17 protein-coding genes are annotated in these 16,330 nt (G+C 64.9%); 9 read left to right on the forward strand and 8 right to left on the reverse strand.

What is annotated here, in order from left to right; all coding sequences use genetic code 11:
* Positions 1–3: 3 nt before the first annotated feature.
* The gene (locus V9L18_RS13920; RefSeq protein ID WP_443197953.1) at positions 4–462 is read right to left on the reverse strand and encodes a flavin reductase family protein; all 459 of its coding nucleotides are present in this window, start codon (positions 460–462) and stop codon (positions 4–6) included.
* Positions 463–640: 178 nt separating this feature from the next.
* Here V9L18_RS13920 and V9L18_RS13925 point away from each other — a divergent pair, with 178 nt between their 5' ends.
* The 3 genes from V9L18_RS13925 to nrdR all read left to right on the forward strand — a co-directional run bounded on the left by V9L18_RS13925 (position 641) and on the right by nrdR (position 3,218).
* Positions 641–1,174, forward strand: a complete 534-nt coding sequence (locus V9L18_RS13925) for a hypothetical protein (RefSeq protein WP_337347761.1) — start codon at positions 641–643, stop codon at positions 1,172–1,174.
* A 9-nt stretch (positions 1,175–1,183) separates the two neighbouring features.
* Entirely contained in the window at positions 1,184–2,560 is a 1,377-nt protein-coding gene (gene hisD / locus V9L18_RS13930) for a histidinol dehydrogenase (protein ID WP_337347762.1), read from the forward strand.
* 142 nt (positions 2,561–2,702) lie between these two features.
* On the forward strand, positions 2,703–3,218 hold the full coding sequence (gene nrdR / locus V9L18_RS13935) for a transcriptional regulator NrdR (RefSeq protein ID WP_337347763.1): 516 nt from the start codon (positions 2,703–2,705) through the stop codon (positions 3,216–3,218).
* A 78-nt stretch (positions 3,219–3,296) separates the two neighbouring features.
* Here the strand turns inward: nrdR and V9L18_RS13940 are convergent, their stop codons facing one another.
* The 3 genes from V9L18_RS13940 to map form a co-directional block, all read right to left on the reverse strand.
* Complete coding sequence (locus V9L18_RS13940) at positions 3,297–4,031, reverse strand: SDR family oxidoreductase (protein ID WP_337347855.1); 735 nt, start codon at positions 4,029–4,031, stop codon at positions 3,297–3,299.
* 35 nt (positions 4,032–4,066) lie between these two features.
* On the reverse strand, positions 4,067–4,870 hold the full coding sequence (gene ppgK, locus V9L18_RS13945; RefSeq protein WP_337347764.1) for a polyphosphate--glucose phosphotransferase: 804 nt from the start codon (positions 4,868–4,870) through the stop codon (positions 4,067–4,069).
* A gap of 71 nt (positions 4,871–4,941) precedes the next feature.
* Entirely contained in the window at positions 4,942–5,820 is an 879-nt protein-coding gene (gene map, locus V9L18_RS13950) for a type I methionyl aminopeptidase (protein ID WP_337347765.1), read from the reverse strand.
* Between the two features lie 131 nt (positions 5,821–5,951).
* Between map and V9L18_RS13955 the strand changes: the two genes are divergently transcribed.
* A complete protein-coding gene (locus V9L18_RS13955) occupies positions 5,952–6,119 on the forward strand; it encodes an SPOR domain-containing protein (protein WP_337347766.1) in 168 nt (55 codons plus the stop codon).
* 58 nt (positions 6,120–6,177) lie between these two features.
* On the opposite strand, the gene panB is transcribed toward V9L18_RS13955, so the two are convergent.
* Positions 6,178–7,083 (reverse strand): 3-methyl-2-oxobutanoate hydroxymethyltransferase, encoded by a 906-nt coding sequence (gene panB, locus V9L18_RS13960; protein WP_337347767.1) that lies wholly within the window; start codon positions 7,081–7,083, stop codon positions 6,178–6,180.
* Between the two features lie 264 nt (positions 7,084–7,347).
* Between panB and glnA (V9L18_RS13965) the strand changes: the two genes are divergently transcribed.
* Genes glnA (V9L18_RS13965) through V9L18_RS13980 form a run of 4 tightly spaced genes read left to right on the forward strand, consistent with a single transcriptional unit; the run spans position 7,348 to position 12,741 of the window.
* Positions 7,348–8,688: a type I glutamate--ammonia ligase gene (glnA, locus tag V9L18_RS13965; protein WP_337347768.1), complete on the forward strand. Its 1,341-nt coding sequence runs from the start codon at positions 7,348–7,350 to the stop codon at positions 8,686–8,688.
* A gap of 9 nt (positions 8,689–8,697) precedes the next feature.
* Positions 8,698–11,709, forward strand: a complete 3,012-nt coding sequence (locus tag V9L18_RS13970) for a bifunctional [glutamine synthetase] adenylyltransferase/[glutamine synthetase]-adenylyl-L-tyrosine phosphorylase (protein WP_337347769.1) — start codon at positions 8,698–8,700, stop codon at positions 11,707–11,709.
* Between the two features lie 22 nt (positions 11,710–11,731).
* Entirely contained in the window at positions 11,732–12,175 is a 444-nt protein-coding gene (locus tag V9L18_RS13975; protein ID WP_337347770.1) for a VOC family protein, read from the forward strand.
* Positions 12,172–12,741, forward strand: coding sequence for a GNAT family N-acetyltransferase (locus V9L18_RS13980; protein ID WP_337347856.1), 570 nt, complete (start codon positions 12,172–12,174; stop codon positions 12,739–12,741). Before V9L18_RS13975 ends, V9L18_RS13980 begins: the two co-directional genes overlap by 4 nt.
* A 219-nt stretch (positions 12,742–12,960) precedes the next feature.
* Here V9L18_RS13980 and glnA (V9L18_RS13985) read toward each other — a convergent pair whose 3' ends face one another.
* Complete coding sequence (gene glnA / locus V9L18_RS13985) at positions 12,961–14,385, reverse strand: type I glutamate--ammonia ligase (RefSeq protein WP_337347771.1); 1,425 nt, start codon at positions 14,383–14,385, stop codon at positions 12,961–12,963.
* A 261-nt stretch (positions 14,386–14,646) separates the two neighbouring features.
* Here glnA (V9L18_RS13985) and V9L18_RS13990 point away from each other — a divergent pair, with 261 nt between their 5' ends.
* Positions 14,647–15,084 (forward strand): RDD family protein, encoded by a 438-nt coding sequence (locus V9L18_RS13990; RefSeq protein ID WP_337347772.1) that lies wholly within the window; start codon positions 14,647–14,649, stop codon positions 15,082–15,084.
* A gap of 9 nt (positions 15,085–15,093) precedes the next feature.
* Here the strand turns inward: V9L18_RS13990 and V9L18_RS13995 are convergent, their stop codons facing one another.
* Both V9L18_RS13995 and V9L18_RS14000 read right to left on the reverse strand, forming a co-directional pair.
* Entirely contained in the window at positions 15,094–15,450 is a 357-nt protein-coding gene (locus V9L18_RS13995) for a DUF3817 domain-containing protein (protein WP_376046115.1), read from the reverse strand.
* A 94-nt stretch (positions 15,451–15,544) separates the two neighbouring features.
* On the reverse strand, positions 15,545–16,297 hold the full coding sequence (locus V9L18_RS14000) for a DUF4191 domain-containing protein (protein ID WP_337347773.1): 753 nt from the start codon (positions 16,295–16,297) through the stop codon (positions 15,545–15,547).
* Positions 16,298–16,330: the final 33 nt, after the last annotated feature.

The following is a 16,330-nucleotide window of genomic DNA, read 5'->3' on the forward strand; positions in this document are numbered from 1 at the left end:
CACTTAGATTTCGTAGTCCAGGGGAACCGGCTGGCTGTAGCCGCCGGCATGGTAGAGCAGGGGCGAGCCGTCCTCGCCCACTTGGCCGTCAACGACCTCCACCACCACCACGGCGTTGTTCTCGAAAGAGAGCCGCATCTGGATCTTGCCTATCAGCCAGCCGGCTACGTCCTTGAGAACCGGAACATCGTGCGGGCCAAGCTCCCAGTGGTCGCCGCCAAAGCGGTCCTTGGTGCGGGCAAAACGGTCGGCGAGTTCCTGGTTCTCGAGCCCCAACATGTGCACGCCGATGTGGGTGGTGTTTGCCACGGCGGGCCAGGAGCTCGAACTCCGGGCCATGTTGAACGTGAAGCGCGGTGGCCGGGCTGACAGCGAGGCGACGGACGTGGCGGTGAAACCGTAGGGCTGGCCGTTGTAGTTGACGGTGATGATCGCCACGCCGGCCGCATGCCGGCGGAACATTTCCTTGAACGTACGCTCGAACGGCACGCGATCTTCGGTCACTATGAAAAACTCCCTGGATTACCCTGAACGGGACTTGGCTCTCTTTCAAGGGTATGGCTCACGTGGCACCCCAGGGAAACTGTTTACCCGCACGTCCCCCGGTTGAGGGGCCTGAACATTTGTTAAGGTTTGTTTCATGACACAACGCATGCCGCGGCGCTCCTCCGGGCTTCAGTGGGCCTGGTTCGCCGCTGCCACAGCAGGAGGGATCCCGGTTGGCCTGCTGTGGTGGCTGCTTGCACCTGGTGGCCTGAACCTCATCACCAGGGATCCCGCACTGGGGGAGGGCACCAACCCGCTGGTATGGCTGCCCAGGGACCTGACGCTCGCTGGCCTGCTCGTTTTTGCCGGCTGCCTGCTGGCCGTGTTTATCACTGACAAATCCAGGCGCTCCCGGCAGGAGGACCTGGTGCTTGCCCTTGCCGGCAGCCTTGCAGGGGCCGCTGTCGCATGGCAAACAGGCATGTTCGCAGCCCAGCTGTGGGGAGCCCCGGCGGACACCTCCATCAATGCCAGTGTGGCCTTCTCGCTGCGGTCATTGCCGGTGCTGCTGCTCTGGCCGGCGGCCACGGCCATCGGCACCTTCGCCTTCAGCCTCCTTACGCTCCTGAGGCAGGGACCGGAGGGGACCGCCGGCACTGTCGGCAGGGACGCTGCTTCCGGCGCGTAAAATGAACCGGTGACCATTACTCCTGAGTTTCCCGCCACCCCCACTGCTCCTGCCGTCAGCTTCCGCACGGTCGACCTCCGTGGCAAGGGCCTGACGCTGGCCGGACTGCGGGCAGCCGTTCCGCGGGCCCAGCACCAGACAGTGGCGGATGCCGAACAGAAAGTCCTGGACATCATCGGGGATGTCCGGCGGCGCGGCTACGCGGCACTCACCGAGTACGCCCAACGTTTCGACGGCGTGGAACAGGACCACCCCCTCGTGCCGGCGGCGGAATTGGCGCGCGCTCTGGCAGAACTGGATCCGGCCGTGCGGAAGGCCTTGGAAGAGTCCATCAGCCGCGCCCGGCGGTTCGCGGACAGCCAGCGGCCGCGGAATATCGACGTCGAACTCGGCGACGGTGCCATCGTGAGCCAGAACTGGGTCCCGGTTGCCAGGGTTGGGCTTTATGTCCCGGGCGGCCTTGCCGTGTACCCCTCGTCGGTCATCATGAACGTCGTTCCCGCCCTTGCCGCGGGAGTAGACTCCATCGCCCTGGCATCGCCCCCGCAGAAGGACTTCGGCGGTCTTCCCCACCCCACCATCCTCGCCGCCGCGGCCTTGCTCGGGATCAACGAGGTCTACGCCATCGGCGGGGCGCAGGCCATCGCGGCATTTGCTTATGGCGTGGACGCCACAACGGCCGGGCCCACGCTGGAGCCCGTGGACGTTGTCACGGGACCCGGAAACATTTTCGTGGCCACCGCCAAGCGGCTGGTCAAGGGAGTCGTGGGCATCGACTCGGAAGCCGGCACCACCGAAATCGCGATCCTGGCGGACTCCACAGCCCAGCCGCGCTTGGTGGCCGCCGACCTCATCAGCCAGGCCGAGCACGATCCCAAGGCGGCCTCGGTCCTGATTACGGATTCGGAGGACCTTGCCGCTGCCGTGCGGATTGAGCTCAACACCCAGGCAGCAGCAACCAAGCACTCCGAACGGGTGCGTGAGGCGCTCTCCGGGCCCCAGTCCGGCGTGGTGCTGGTGGAGGATCTCGAACAGGGCGTCGCGGCGTGCGACGCGTATGCGGCCGAACACCTTGAGATCATGACGGCGAACGCGGCAGCCGTGGCAGCACGCATCCGGAACGCCGGTGCCATCTTCGTGGGGGACTACAGTCCCGTCAGCCTGGGGGATTATTGTGCCGGTTCCAACCATGTCCTGCCCACCAGCGGAACCGCGGCTTTCTCCTCCGGCCTGAACGTGACCACCTTCCTGCGCGCGATCCAGGTGATCAACTACACCAAGGGTGCCCTGCAGGAAGTCAGTGGGCACATCGTCAGCCTCGCCGGGGCAGAAGACCTCCCCGCCCATGGTCAGGCCGTGACAGCCCGCTTCGGCAAACCTGCCTGACGTTACCGCGGCCTGGTAGGGAAGCACTACATGTAGTAATTACAAGCTTGTTATTACGCAAGATGTAGTCGTAGACTGGTAGCTGGACACCGGCCAGCTGGTGGGCATTAAACTGACGCCGAGAGAGCGAGAGAGGGACGCCATGTACTGTCCGTTCTGCCGCAATCCGGATTCCCGTGTGGTGGACAGCCGCATGGCAGACGATGGATCCGCCATCCGGCGCCGCAGGCAGTGCCCCGAATGCGGCCGTAGGTTCACTACGGTGGAGACCACCAGCCTTTCGGTCATCAAGCGCTCAGGCGTCGGCGAACCCTTCAGCCGCAGCAAGGTGATCAACGGTGTTCGCAAGGCGTGCCAGGGCAGGCCCGTCAGCGAAGACGACCTCGCCCTTCTGGCGCAGGAGGTCGAGGAACAGATCCGGGCCTCGGGGGCAGCCGAAATCGACGCCCACGAAGTAGGGCTTGTCATCCTTGGTCCGCTGCAGAAGCTGGACAAGGTGGCCTACCTTCGTTTTGCGAGCGTGTACCAGGCCTTCGAATCCCTTGAGGACTTTGAAACGGCCATCTCCCTGCTCCGCCACGAGTCGGAACAGGAAGCCAAAATAGCCGTGACTGAGACAGCCAAGGGCGCGCCGAGCTCCGAGAAGAGCTCCCTCTAGATTCCGGTGGTGGCAGCGGAGGGGAAGCCGCAGTCACCACCGGCACCCTGGCGTTCGTGCGCAGGGAACCGTTGGCCGCTACCTGCCGCCTGAGACCGGCAGCACGGCGCCGGTGATGTAGCCCGCCTCGTCCGACATCAGCCACATCACGGCCGCCGCCACCTCGTCCGGTTCCGCACCGCGGCCCATCGGAATAGTCGGATTCAGTCGTTCGACGCGGTCGGGCATTCCTGCGGCCGCATGCAGCCCGGTATTGGTGCTCCCGGGGGCCACGCAGTTGACCCGGATCCCCCAAGAGGCCACCTCGGCGGCGAGTCCCGCCGTCAGGACGTCAACTGCACCCTTCGAGGCCGCGTAGTGGGCCCAGGTGCCGGGCGAGCCCGCCTTCGTGGCCGTCGATGAGATGTTCACGATAGACCCGCCGGTGCCGGCACCGGCGGGCCCAAGCCTGCGGACGGCCTCTTGGCAGACATAGATCAGGCCGGTGACATTGACGTCCATCACCCGCCGGACGGTCTCAGCAGGCACGTTGGCGAGGTCGCCGATCAGGTTCCCCGTGATTCCTGCGTTGTTCACCACTGCCGTGAGCGGGCCGAGCCGGGCCGCGGCGTCGAACATCTCCCGGATGGCAACGGGATCGCTGACGTCCGCCTGCACGGCCGTTGCTGATCCACCGTCGTCGGTAATGGACCGGACCACTGAGCGGGCCCCGGAGCCGTCCGTCGAATAGTTAACCACGACGGCGTGCCCGGCACGGGCCGCGCGGCGGGCAATGGCCGCGCCGATGCCGCGGCTCGCGCCGGTGACGATCATCACGCCAGGAGCATCCCCGGCAGGCAGCCCCAAGGTTACTTGGAGAGCTTGTGCTTCAGTGCGATTTCGATGGCGGCGCCAACGATTCCCGCCTCGTTCTTCAGTTCCGCGGGCACGATCGGCGTGCGGAGCTTCATGTGGGGAAGGTATTCATCGGCCCGCTTGGAGATGCCGCCGCCCACGATGAACAGCTCGGGGGAGAAGAGGAACTCCACGTGGGAGAAATAGCGCTGCAGCAGCACGCTGTATTCCTCCCAGCTCAGGCCGTCCCGTTCACGGGCCACGGCGGATGCCTTGCTTTCGGCGTCAAAGCCGTCGATCTCGAGGTGCCCCAGCTCCGCGTTGGGGACCAGGCGGCCATCGAAAATGAAGGCGGAGCCGATTCCGGTGCCCAGCGTGATCACCAGGACGGTTCCCTCCACGCCCTTGCCGGCGCCGAAACGTGCTTCGGCGAGGCCGGCGGCGTCGGCGTCGTTGATGACCTCCACCGGGCGGCCAAGCCGTGCGGTGAGCAGCGCGTCGATGTCGGTGTTGAGCCAGCTCTTGTCCACGTTGGCTGCCGAATGGACCACGCCGTGCTGGATGATGCCGGGGAAAGTGACGCCCACGGGGGAGCCGGCAGCAGGAGCGTCGGGCCGTGCGGAGAGCTCGGCAACTACCTGCGCCACGACTTCCGCCACGGCTTCCGGCGTGGCGGGCTGGGGCGTGGGAACGCGGAACCGCTCACCAAGGAGCTTGCCCTTCTTCAGGTCGACTATGCCGCCCTTGATTCCCGTGCCGCCGATGTCGATGCCGATCAGCGGGGCGTTCTTGTGCGACTTCTCGTCCTTCTTGGCCAATGTGATTCCGTTCGTGGCAGTGGGCGGGCAGGGGCGGTCGGCCCGGGGGCTGACCTCAAAACAGGGATGGGTCAGGGCAGGGTGAGGATTTCAGCGCCGGACTCGGTCACCAGGAGCGTGTGTTCGAACTGGGCTGTCCGTTTGCGGTCACGGGTGACCACGGTCCAGTCGTCCGGCCACATGTCCCACTCCACGGTCCCGAGGGTCAGCATGGGCTCAATGGTGAAGACCATGCCGGCCTCGATCACGGTGCTGTAGGCGGGGGCGGCGTCGTAGTGCGGGATGATCAGGCCCGTGTGGAATGCTTCCCCTACGCCGTGGCCGGTAAAATCCCGGACCACACCGTAGCCGAAACGCTTGGCATAGGACTGGATGGCGCGGCCGATCACGTTGATCTCGCGGCCCGGGGCCACAGCCTTGATGGCCCGGTTCAGCGACTCCTGCGTACGCTCGACGAGCAACCGCGATTCCTCATCCACCTCACCTACCAGGAACGTGTAGTTCGTGTCGCCGTGGACTTCGTTGATGAAGGCGGTGATGTCAATGTTGATGATGTCGCCGTCCTGGACCACGGTACTGTCCGGGATGCCATGGCAGATGACTTCATTCAGCGACGAGCACAGAGACTTGGGGAACCCCCGGTAGCCAAGCGTGGACGGGTAGGCCTTGTGGTCCAGCAGGAATTCATGCCCTACTTTGTCCAGGTGGTCAGTAGTTACTCCGGGCCTGATGTGCTTGCCGACCTCAACGATGGCCTGCGCGGCGATCCTGGACGCAATCCGGATCTTCTCCACGGTCTCGGCAGACTTGACCTCCGAGCCGGTGAACTTTGCCGGACCGGGCTTGCCGACGTACTCGGGGCGCGGGATCGACGCCGGTACGGGGAGCTGCGGGCTGACGGTTCCCGGGGTGAGGGTGCCGGTGGGTGCAGTCGAGGCTAGGGAAGGCATAGATTTATCATATAAGGCACCGCAGAAGGCCTAGTAACTGGAGGCCGCATCGGGCCCGCGTACGCGTTACGTTACGTGGGTCACGTGGCGGCAGCCGCAGCCCGAACAATGCCGTCGGAACGAGGAGCACCATGACTGAGTACTGGTACAACGTAAACACCCACGAGGTGGAGGAGGACGCACTCTCGGACTGGAGCCAGCTGATCGGCCCCTACAAGACACGCGAAGAAGCCGAACACGCGCTGGATAAAGTCAGGGCACGGAACGAGGCGTGGGAAAAGGGCGACGACGAGGACTGACGCCCGCCTGCCCGGAGGGTTCGTGGCGCAGGCAGCAGGACTGGTCCGCTGAGGAAACCTAGAAGGAGTGCTCCGGGCCGGGGAACTGGCCCGAACGGACATCCTCGCCATAGGCCTTCGCGGCATCGCTGAGCGTGCTGCGGAGATCTGCGTACTGTTTGACGAACTTGGCCATTTTCCCACCACGGAGACCGGCCATATCCTGCCACACCAGCACTTGGCCCGTGGTCTCCTTGCCCGCGCCAATGCCAACAGTGGGGACGCTGACCGCAGCGTCGACGGCGGCGGCCGTACCGGCGGGAACCATTTCCATCAGGATGCTGAACGCACCAGCCTCGGCCAGCGCCACGGCGTCGTCAATCAGCCGCCGGGCGTCGTCGCCGCGGCCCTGTACCCGATAACCGCCCAACGCGTGTTCGCTCTGCGGTGTAAAACCGATGTGGGCCATCACGGGGATCCCGGCCTGGACCATGGCCCGCACCGTCTCTGCGTAGAATGCACCGCCCTCGATTTTCACTGCGTGGGCCAGCCCTTCCTTGAGGAACCTGACACCGGTGGCCACCGCCTGCTGCGGGGACACCTCGTAACTGCCAAACGGGAGGTCTGCCACCACCAGCGCACGTTTGGCGGACCGCGCCACAGCCCGGCAAAGCGGAAGGAGTTCCTCGACTGTGACGGGCAGGCTGGTCTCATTGCCAAACACGTTGTTGGACGCGGAGTCACCCACCAGCAGCACTTCGATCCCGGCCTGGTCGAAAATCTCCGCCGTGTACTGTTCGTAGGCGGTCAGCATTGCGAAGCGGGTTCCGTCCCGCTTTGCCTGCTGGAGATGGTGGATGCGGACCTTCGCAGCAGGCTTGGGAGCGGCGTCCGACGACGGCGACGAGGCCGTCGAGGGCCCGTTTCCGTACGGTGCGGGTACTTCAGCGGACGCGCGTGAGTCAGAGCTATTGCTTGAGGCCATGGCAAGAGCGTAGTGCGGGACCCGCCGCCGTAGCTACCGGCCAAGAGCGCCGGGCGGGTGATTCGCGTCATATTGGACCGGCCTTCGGAGCCGCCAGCAGCGGACGCAACCGGCGCTCCTGCCCGTGCAGCAGTGTTAACGCTGTGTTACGCGGGGGCAGGCTCCCGCATTGGCGCCAATTGCTTAGTAAAGTGTTTGTGAACTGCTGCCGGCTTCCTGAACTGCGGACCCGGGGCATGGACGTTGACCGGAGAAGAGGCCATCATGGACCGCCAGCAAGAGTTTGTCCTGCGCACTATCGAAGAGCGCGACGTACGGTTTGTACGCCTGTGGTTCACCGACGTCGTGGGTTCACTCAAATCGGTGGCACTTGCCCCCGCCGAGGTTGAAGGCGCCTTTGAGGAGGGCCTCGGCTTTGATGGTTCGGCCATTGAGGGCCTTGCCCGCGTGTTCGAATCCGACATGCTGGCCCAGCCGGACCCTTCCACATTCCAGATCCTGCCTTGGCGCGGTGAGACTGAACAGACATCCAGGATGTTTTGCGACATCCTCACTCCGGACGGTGAGCCGTCCGCCGCGGACCCCCGCAACGTCCTCAAGCGCACGCTGGCCAAGGCTGCGGACATGGGCTTCACCTGCTACACCCACCCGGAGATCGAGTTCTACCTCCTCAAGTCCCAGGAACCCGGCCCTGACGGCTCGCCGGTACCCGTTGACGAAGGAGGCTATTTCGACCACGTTCCGGGCGGCGTGGCGCAGGACTTCCGGCGTACTGCCGTGACCATGCTTGAATCCGTGGGCATCTCCGTGGAGTTCAGCCACCACGAGGCCGGTCCAGGCCAGAACGAAATCGACCTCCGGTACGCGGATGCGCTGCAGACGGCGGACAACATCATGACGTTCCGCACCGTCATCAAGGAGGTAGCTCTCCAGCAGGGCACCTACGCCACGTTTATGCCCAAGCCCTTCACGGCCCACCCCGGTTCCGGCATGCACACCCACTTCTCGCTGTTCGAGGGCGACACCAACGCATTCTATGAAGCGGGCGCTGAATTCCAGCTGTCCAAGACGGCGCGCCAGTTCATCGCCGGCGTCCTCAAGCACGCCCCCGAGTTCACGGCGGTGACCAACCAGTTCGTCAACTCCTACAAGCGGCTCTGGGGCGGCGGAGAAGCGCCGAGCTACCTCAGCTGGGGCCACAACAACCGTTCGGCCCTGGTCCGGGTTCCGCTGTACAAGCCCGGCAAGGGCCAGTCCGCCCGCATCGAATACCGGGGCATCGACTCTGCGGCCAACCCCTACCTCGCCTACGCGGTCCTCCTGGGTGCCGGCCTGAAGGGAATCGAAGAGGGTTACGACCTGCCCGCGGCTGCCGAGGATGATGTCTGGTCACTGAGCTCTGCCGAACGCCGTGCCATGGGCCATGACCCCCTGCCCGCCAGCCTGCACGACGCCATCCGCTCCATGGAAGAGTCCGAACTGATGCCGCAGATCCTCGGTGAACAGGTCTTTGAACACTTCCTGCGGAACAAGCGCGCGGAGTGGCAGGACTACCGGCTCCAGGTGACGCCCTACGAACTGCAGCGCAACCTCGGCATCCTCTAGGCCGGCGCGGTGAGCCTTGCCCGCCGCCTGATCTCGGCCGGCTTCAGTGACCTGGAGAAGGGCGAGCGGTTCCTCGCTGCCCGCGAACTTGAGGGCCTGGACCAGGACAAGCTGTTCGCCGGCCTGCAGCTGGCAGCGAACCCTGACACCGCCCTGCAGTCCCTGGTCCGCCTGATTGAGAAGCATCCCGACCTCCGGGTGCTGGCCGCGGCCGATCCTGAGACCAGCGAACCGCTGTATCGGGTTCTGGGTGCCTCCGAGGCCCTTGGCGAGTTCCTCATCCGGCATCCGGAGCATCTTGATGCCTTTGAGGTCAGGGCAAGTCCGGAACCGTTGCAGGCGGATCCTGGCCATGTCCGGGCAGCCCTGCTGAAGTCCGTCCGGGCAGATCCGAGGTCGGCGAGGCCGGTTGCGGCGCTGACCGGAACTGAAGCCTACGTGTCCCTGCGCACTGCCTACCGCCGTGGGGTGGTGGATCTTGCCGTGAAAGACCTGTGCGCTGCGGACCCCCTGGACTTCATGCCCGCTGTCGGGGCTGAACTGGCTGACCTTGCCGGTGCCGCCATCGAGGCTGCCCTGGCCGTATCCCGGGCCGAGGCAGCCGAGCAGTTTGGCGCCGAGGACGTCGCTGACGTCGGGTTGGCCGTCATCGGAATGGGCAAATGCGGCGCGCGCGAGCTTAACTACATTTCCGACGTCGACGTCATCTACGTGATCGATGCCCCCGGCCTCGACGACGCGCGGGCCAACACCATCGGCACTGCCCTTGCCAGCGGAATCTCACGGGCCATTTCCTCGATCGCCCGGGAGCCGGGGTTGTGGGAAGTGGACGCCAACCTGCGGCCGGAAGGCAAGTCCGGGCCCCTGGTGCGGACGCTGCCTTCGCATGAAAGCTACTACGCCCGCTGGGCGGAAAGCTGGGAGTTCCAGGCGCTCCTGAAGGCCCGCACCATTGCCGGCGACGCAGACCTCGGACGGCGCTACGAGAAGGCCATCGAACCGCTGATCTGGAATTCCGCTGGACGGGATGGATTTGTGGAGTCCGTGCAGGCCATGCGCCGCCGGGTCACCGAACACATTCCCGCCGCCGAGGAACAACGGCAGATCAAGCTGGGGCGCGGCGGCCTTCGTGATGTCGAGTTCACCGTTCAACTCCTTCAGCTGGTCCACGGCAAGTCCGACGAATCACTCAGGTGCCGGGACACCACCTCAGCCATTGCGGCACTCTCGGCCGGAGGATACATCGGCCGCTCCGACGCCGCCGGATTCGACCACGCCTACCGCTACCTTCGCCTCCTGGAACACCGGATCCAGCTGTTCCAGCTCCGGCGGACCCACCTCATGCCGGTCAGTGAGGCAGCCCTGCGGGCGCTGGCCAAGGCCGTGCTGGGCCCGTTTTCCAACGAACGGCCGCATCCCGACGCGCTGCTTTCCGCCTGGCAGAAGACCAAACGTTCTGTACGTGAGCTCCACGAACGCATCTTCTACCGGCCCCTGCTCAACACCGCGGCCAAGCTCAGCAGCGAGGATGCCAGGCTCACACCAGAAGCCGCCCAAGGCCGGCTTGCCGCGCTGGGCTACGGCGACCCGAAGGGCGCCATGCGGCATATCGAGGCGCTCACCGCCGGGGTGAGCAGGCGGGCCGCCCTGCAGCGGCAGCTGCTGCCCATCCTGCTGGACTGGCTGGCCGAAGGCGTGGATCCCGACGCCGGCCTGCTCGCCTTCCGCCGGGTCAGCGAGACCCTGGGCACCACGCACTGGTATCTCGGCATGCTGCGCGACTCCACGGCTGCGGCCGAGCGGCTGTGTCACGTCCTGTCCAACTCGCGGCTGATCGCCGACCTGCTGGAGGTCTCGCCCGAATCTGTGGCGTGGCTGGGTCACGACAAGGACCTTGCGCCTCTGAGCTTCGAGGCCCAGTGGCAGGAAATCACCTCCAAGATGTCGCGGCATTCGGACCCTGAAAACGCCATGCGGCTCATCCGCCTGATCCGGCGCCGGGAGATCCTCAGGATCGCCATCGCCGACTCCGCCGGGCTGCTGGGCCAGGAGCAGGTGGGTGCCGCGCTGGCGGACACTGACCGGGCGGCTGTGCTCGGGGCCCTGCGTGTGGCCGAGGCCATCGTCTCCGCGAAGTCCCCGCTCAAGACCGCTGTGCTGATTGTTGCGATGGGGCGGCAGGGCGGCCGCGAGATTGGCTACGGCTCCGACGCCGACGTGATGTACGTCCACCGGGCGTTACCCGGCTACACGGAGGAGGAAGCCCAGGAACAGGCGGCCCGGATTGTTTCCAAGGTCTCCAGCCTGCTCACCCAGCCGCTGAAGCCCGCCATCATGGCCGAGCGCGTCCTGCAGGTCGACGCAGACCTCCGGCCGGAGGGGAAAAGCGGCGCGATGGTCCGTTCACTCGATTCCTTCGCCGAGTATTACCGCCGATGGTCCCTCATCTGGGAAGCGCAGGCCCTGCTTCGTGCCCGGCCGATGGCAGGCGATGACGAGCTCGCCAAGGACTTCCTGGAACTGATCGACCCCATCCGGTACCCGGAATCGATCTCCGAGCAGGACGTCCGGGAAATCCGCCGCGTCAAGGCGCGGGTCGAATCGGAGCGGTTGCCCCGCGGAGCCGATCCCGCCCGCCACCTGAAACTGGGCCGCGGTGGCCTCAGCGACGTCGAGTGGCTGGTCCAGCTGATCCAGCTCCAGCATGCGGGTAAGCATCCGGAACTGCGGACCACCTCAACAGTTGAGGCCCTGCACGCCTCTGCCGCACTGGGCCTCCTGGAGAAAAGCGATGCCGAGCTGCTGGCCGCCGCCTGGCGCCTTGCCAGCCGGATCCGGTCCGCCAACGTCATCTGGAGCGGCCGGGCATCGGACCTGCTGCCGTCCTCCCGACACGACCTGGAAGCGGTGGCCCGCTGGTGCGGCTACGAGCCCGGCCAGGCAGGCACACTTGAGGAGGATTACCTTCGCCTCAGCCGGCGTGCCCGGGCGGTCTTCGAGAAGGTCTTCTACGGCCATTAGCGGTAGTGCTACGTTGGGGCCCATGGCTAAGCAAATCTACGTGAATCTGCCCGTGAAGGATTTGAAGAGGTCGGTCGAATTCTTCACCGCCCTTGGCTTTTCCTTCAACCCGGACTACACCGATGAAAATGCCACCTGCATGATCATCAACGAGAACGCCTTTGTGATGCTCCTTGTTGAGGGCTTTTTTAAAACCTTCACCGCCAAGGACATCACCGATGCCACCAGATCCACCGAGGCCATCATGGCGTTCTCGGTAGACAGCAAGGAAGCCGTGGACGAAACCGTCCGCAAGGCCATCGCTGCCGGCGGCACCCCCTCGCAGGAAATGCAGGACTACGGCTTTATGTACAACCACAGCTTCCAAGATCCTGACGGGCACCTCTGGGAGGTTATGTGGATGGACCCCGCGGGCCCGCCGGCGGAGGGCGCACCGGCGGGGGACACCGAAACGCCAGGCACCTGAACGGCGAAGCGCAGTCAGTCTGGCTCATTGCCCTCGACGACCTGGGGCCGGATGCGTGCGCAATCCAGCTCGGCGCGGTGGCCCTGCTGGAACTGGCACCGGGGCAGCTTGATTTCGTGGGCGATCCGCTGCGGATGGCACTGGCCGGCCTCGCGGAGCAGTCCAGGCGGCCTTATGTCATCGAGGCCGGCGGGGAGGCGGTTGGCGTGCTGACCCTCCAGGCAGGGGCTGCCCGCCTCGCAGGGTGGCCTGACGACCACTCCGCGTGGCTCCTGAGAGGCTTCCTGATAGACAGGCGGCACCAAGGCTTGGGCCTCGGCCGGCTCGCTGCGGCAGCGGCTGTGGAAGCCGCTGCGAAACTGACGGCGAGGCAGGGAAGCGGCGAGGCCGGCGTCGTGCTTTCCGTCAACGAGCGCAATCCGGCGGGGCTGGCCGCGTACCTCAACGCCGGGTTCGTGGACCACGGACAGTACTTGGGCGGCGGTTCCGGGCCTCAGCGGACGATGTTCCGCAGTTTCAGCCAGCAGCCGTCCGGCGGTTTGCCATTGCCTCAGGGCCCACATTGACAGATCATGTGGATTGGCGGTGTTCTTCAAACCTTGTTGGGGGGAAGGCTTGAAAAGTCTTCGTCTCGGGGAGCACATGCCAGGGGGCTGGCTCCCGGTCTCAGCACGTCTGGAGTCAGCCTCCACCTTCGGGTCACAAAAGAGTCCGCCCGGGCCGCCCGCGCAATGCTGGCCGCCCGGGCGGACTCTGGTGGCTGAACCGGTGTTCAGCTGTGGGTGCTAGACGCCGTAGTAGAGCTCGAACTCGTACGGGTTCGGGCGCAGCGAGAGCGGCTTGATCTCGTTCTCGTACTTGTACTCAATCCAGGTGTCGATCAGGTCCTGGGTGAACACACCGCCGGCCTGCAGGAACTCGTTGTCCGCAGCCAGTGCCGTCAGGGCCTCCTCGAGGGTGCCCGGAGCCTTGGGGATGTCCTTGGCTTCTTCGGCGGGGAGCTCGTAGAGGTCCTTGTCGATCGGAGCCGGGGGTTCGATGCGGTTGCGGATGCCGTCAATGCCGGCCATCAGCTGGGCAGCGAATGCCAGGTACGGGTTGGAGGAGGGGTCCGGCGCGCGGAACTCGATGCGCTTGGCCTTGGGGTTGGTGCCCGTGATCGGGATGCGGATACCGGCGGAGCGGTTGCCCTGCGAGTAAACCATGTTCACGGGGGCTTCGAAGCCCTTGACCAGGCGGCGGTAGGAGTTCACCGTCGGGTTGGTGAAGGCCAGAACGGCGTCGGCGTGCTTCAGCAGGCCGCCAATGTACCAGCGGGCGGTGTCGGACAGGCCGGCGTAGCCCTTCTCGTCGTAGAACAGCGGCTCGCCGTTGCTCCACAGCGACTGGTGGCAGTGCATGCCCGAGCCGTTGTCACCGAAGACCGGCTTCGGCATGAACGTCACGGACTTGCCCCAGGCGTCGGCCGTGTTCTTGACGACGTACTTGAACTTCTGCAGGTCATCAGCAGCGTGGGTCAGGGTGGTGAACTTGTAGTTGATCTCAGCCTGGCCGGCGGAGCCGACTTCGTGGTGGCTGCGCTCGACCTCAAGGCCGGCCTCGTCCAGGGCGACACACATGGCGTCGCGCAGGTCGGCCTGCTTGTCGGTGGGGGAGACCGGGAAGTAACCGCCCTTGACGGGGGTCTTGTAGCCCAGGTTTCCGCCTTCTTCTTCGCGGCCGGTGTTCCAGTGTGCTTCTTCAGAGTCGATCTTGTAGAAGCTGCCCTGCGGGGAGGACTGGTACTGGACGTTGTCGAAGACGAAGAACTCGGCCTCGGGTGCGAAGAACGCGGTGTCGGCGATGCCGGTGGAGGCGAGGTAGGCTTCGGCCTTCTCAGCAACGCCGCGCGGGTCGCGGTGGTACGGGTCGCCCGTGCGGGGGTTCACGATGGAGAAGTTCAGCGCCAGCGTCTTTTCCATGCGGAAGGTGTCCAGGAATGCGGTGGTGACGTCCGGGATCAGCTGCATGTCGGACTCGGCGATGCCCTGGAAGCCGCGGATGGAAGATCCGTCGAAGAGCTGGCCGTTGACGAAGAAGTCTGCGTCAACGCTCTTTGCCGGCACGTTGAAGTGCTGCTGGACGCCCGGGAGGTCGGTGAAGCGGATATCGACGAATTTAATATCTTCGTCCTTGATGAACTTGAGGACTTCGTCCGCATTCTTGAACATCTATGCTCCTAACGCATATGTAATATCTGGCTGGCAAGCCATCTGATCCAGCGCAATCCGAAGGGCAGGGAAACGCAGTTTCCCTGCTTGGTGGTATTGCTTGAAACTGCACCCAGCCTATGGACACGGCATTTCCCGTCCGTGTCCACATTGTTTCGGGCAGGTTACAGAATGCCCTGTTATGGCAACGCTATCCCGTGTCCATACTGTGGTCTAACAGGTTCCACAGTATGAACGTTGGTGAGTCGGTAAGCTTGGACAGTGGTAGATCGCAAAGACATTGGCTCCTGGCTCACCGGACCGGATACCTCCGGTATCTCGAGGTATCCGGGGGAGCGCCTCGGCTTGCCCGAGACCGGTCCAGGCTCCATCGCACGGGCCGGCCGGCGCATTGTCGCGATACTCGTTGATTGGGGCATTGCCCTGCTGATCAGCAACTTCGCCTTTGGCGGCGACCCCTGGGCAAACCTTGCCATCTTTGCCGCCGAACAGATGCTCCTTGTGGGCACGCTCGGCTACAGCATCGGCCACCGACTGGTAGGGATCCACGTGGTGCGGCTGGGCGGCGGCCCGGCCGGTCCGCTGGCCGCCGTGGTGCGCGCACTGCTTCTGTGCCTCGTGATTCCGGCCGTTATCTTCGATCCGGACCACCGCGGCCTCCACGACAAGGCAATGAACACGGTCTTGGTCCGGCGATAGGCGCGGTCCTTAGACCCCGGCTGTTTCCTTGGCGTCGGTGTGCTCGGTGGCACCCTCGCTGAGGTACCCCCGCTTTCCGGCCCAGCGCTCAAAGGCGATGGTCGCGAAGGGGAAGACTGCTGACAGGCCGGCGAACAGGGCGACCGTGAACGGCCAGCGCTGGAGCCGCCATAGGGCGAGGGCTGCGATGCCGTAGCCGACGAAGAGTGCTCCGTGGATGGGGCCTGCGATTTCCACGCCCAGCTCGCTGGTCTTGGCGATCCACTTGAAATACATGCCCGTCAGCAGCGCGGCCCAACTGAAGGCTTCGGCGATCGCGAGGATCCGGAAAGCGCGGACGGTCACGGTTTTCAGCGGCATTGTCATGGGTCCAATCTCTGAGTTCGATTGCGCAACGTAGCGGCAAAAGAAAGCCGTCCCGGTGCCGGCGTTGGCCGGAACCGGGACGGCTCCATACGTGCTAGCGTCCGCGGTTGGGACGCGCTTTGTAGGGGTCGATGCCCTTGGGAATGGGGAGGCGGTTGCCCAGTGACGAAATCCGCTTCGACACCGCATTGACCTCAAGTTTGGTAAGTTCCTTTTTCAGCTTGCCCATGTTCTTGGCCACCTGGCTGATGGGCACCTGTCCTTCGCCGCGGCCGCTCTCAATCACGTGGACCGTGACATTGGGCAGGATCCGGGCGAGGCGCTTGCGTTCGGCATCAAGCAACGGTTTGACGCGGTGGGTTGGCCCTTCGCTGACAAGAACGACGCCGGGACGGCCGATGGCGCGGAACACGGCATCCTGGGTGCGTGGGTTTACTGCTACTGGCTGGTCCTCGGTGATCCAGCCGCGCTTCAGCGTCCCCAGGGCCGCGCCGGAGGCACCAGGCTGGTTCTCGATCTGCGCGAACGCTGCCCGTTCGGCGCGCCGGGACAGGATCAAGGTTGCGCCGAGCAGGCCCAGCGGAATGCCGATGATCAGGCCGGTGATCCAGTTGTCCAGCCAGAAACCCACCAGGAAGCTGAGGGCCACAACGCCCAGGAAAACCAGCAGCATCAGCCACGGCACCATGGGGTCGTGGCGGCGGGTCATGTTGAAGACCTCGCCGATTTGCTTGAGCCGGCTGGGCTTCTTGACCTTTGCTTCTTTTGGCTTGCGCGAGAAGAGGCCACGCTTCGGGGCGTCTGAGGCCGCCGGAGTGGAGTTGCTGGAATCAGGGGATTTCGCCATAGTGCCTTAATTCTACGTGATTTATGCCTGAGG

This window comes from Pseudarthrobacter sp. CCNWLW217 (genome assembly GCF_037203985.1).
Lineage (GTDB): Bacteria > Actinomycetota > Actinomycetes > Actinomycetales > Micrococcaceae > Arthrobacter.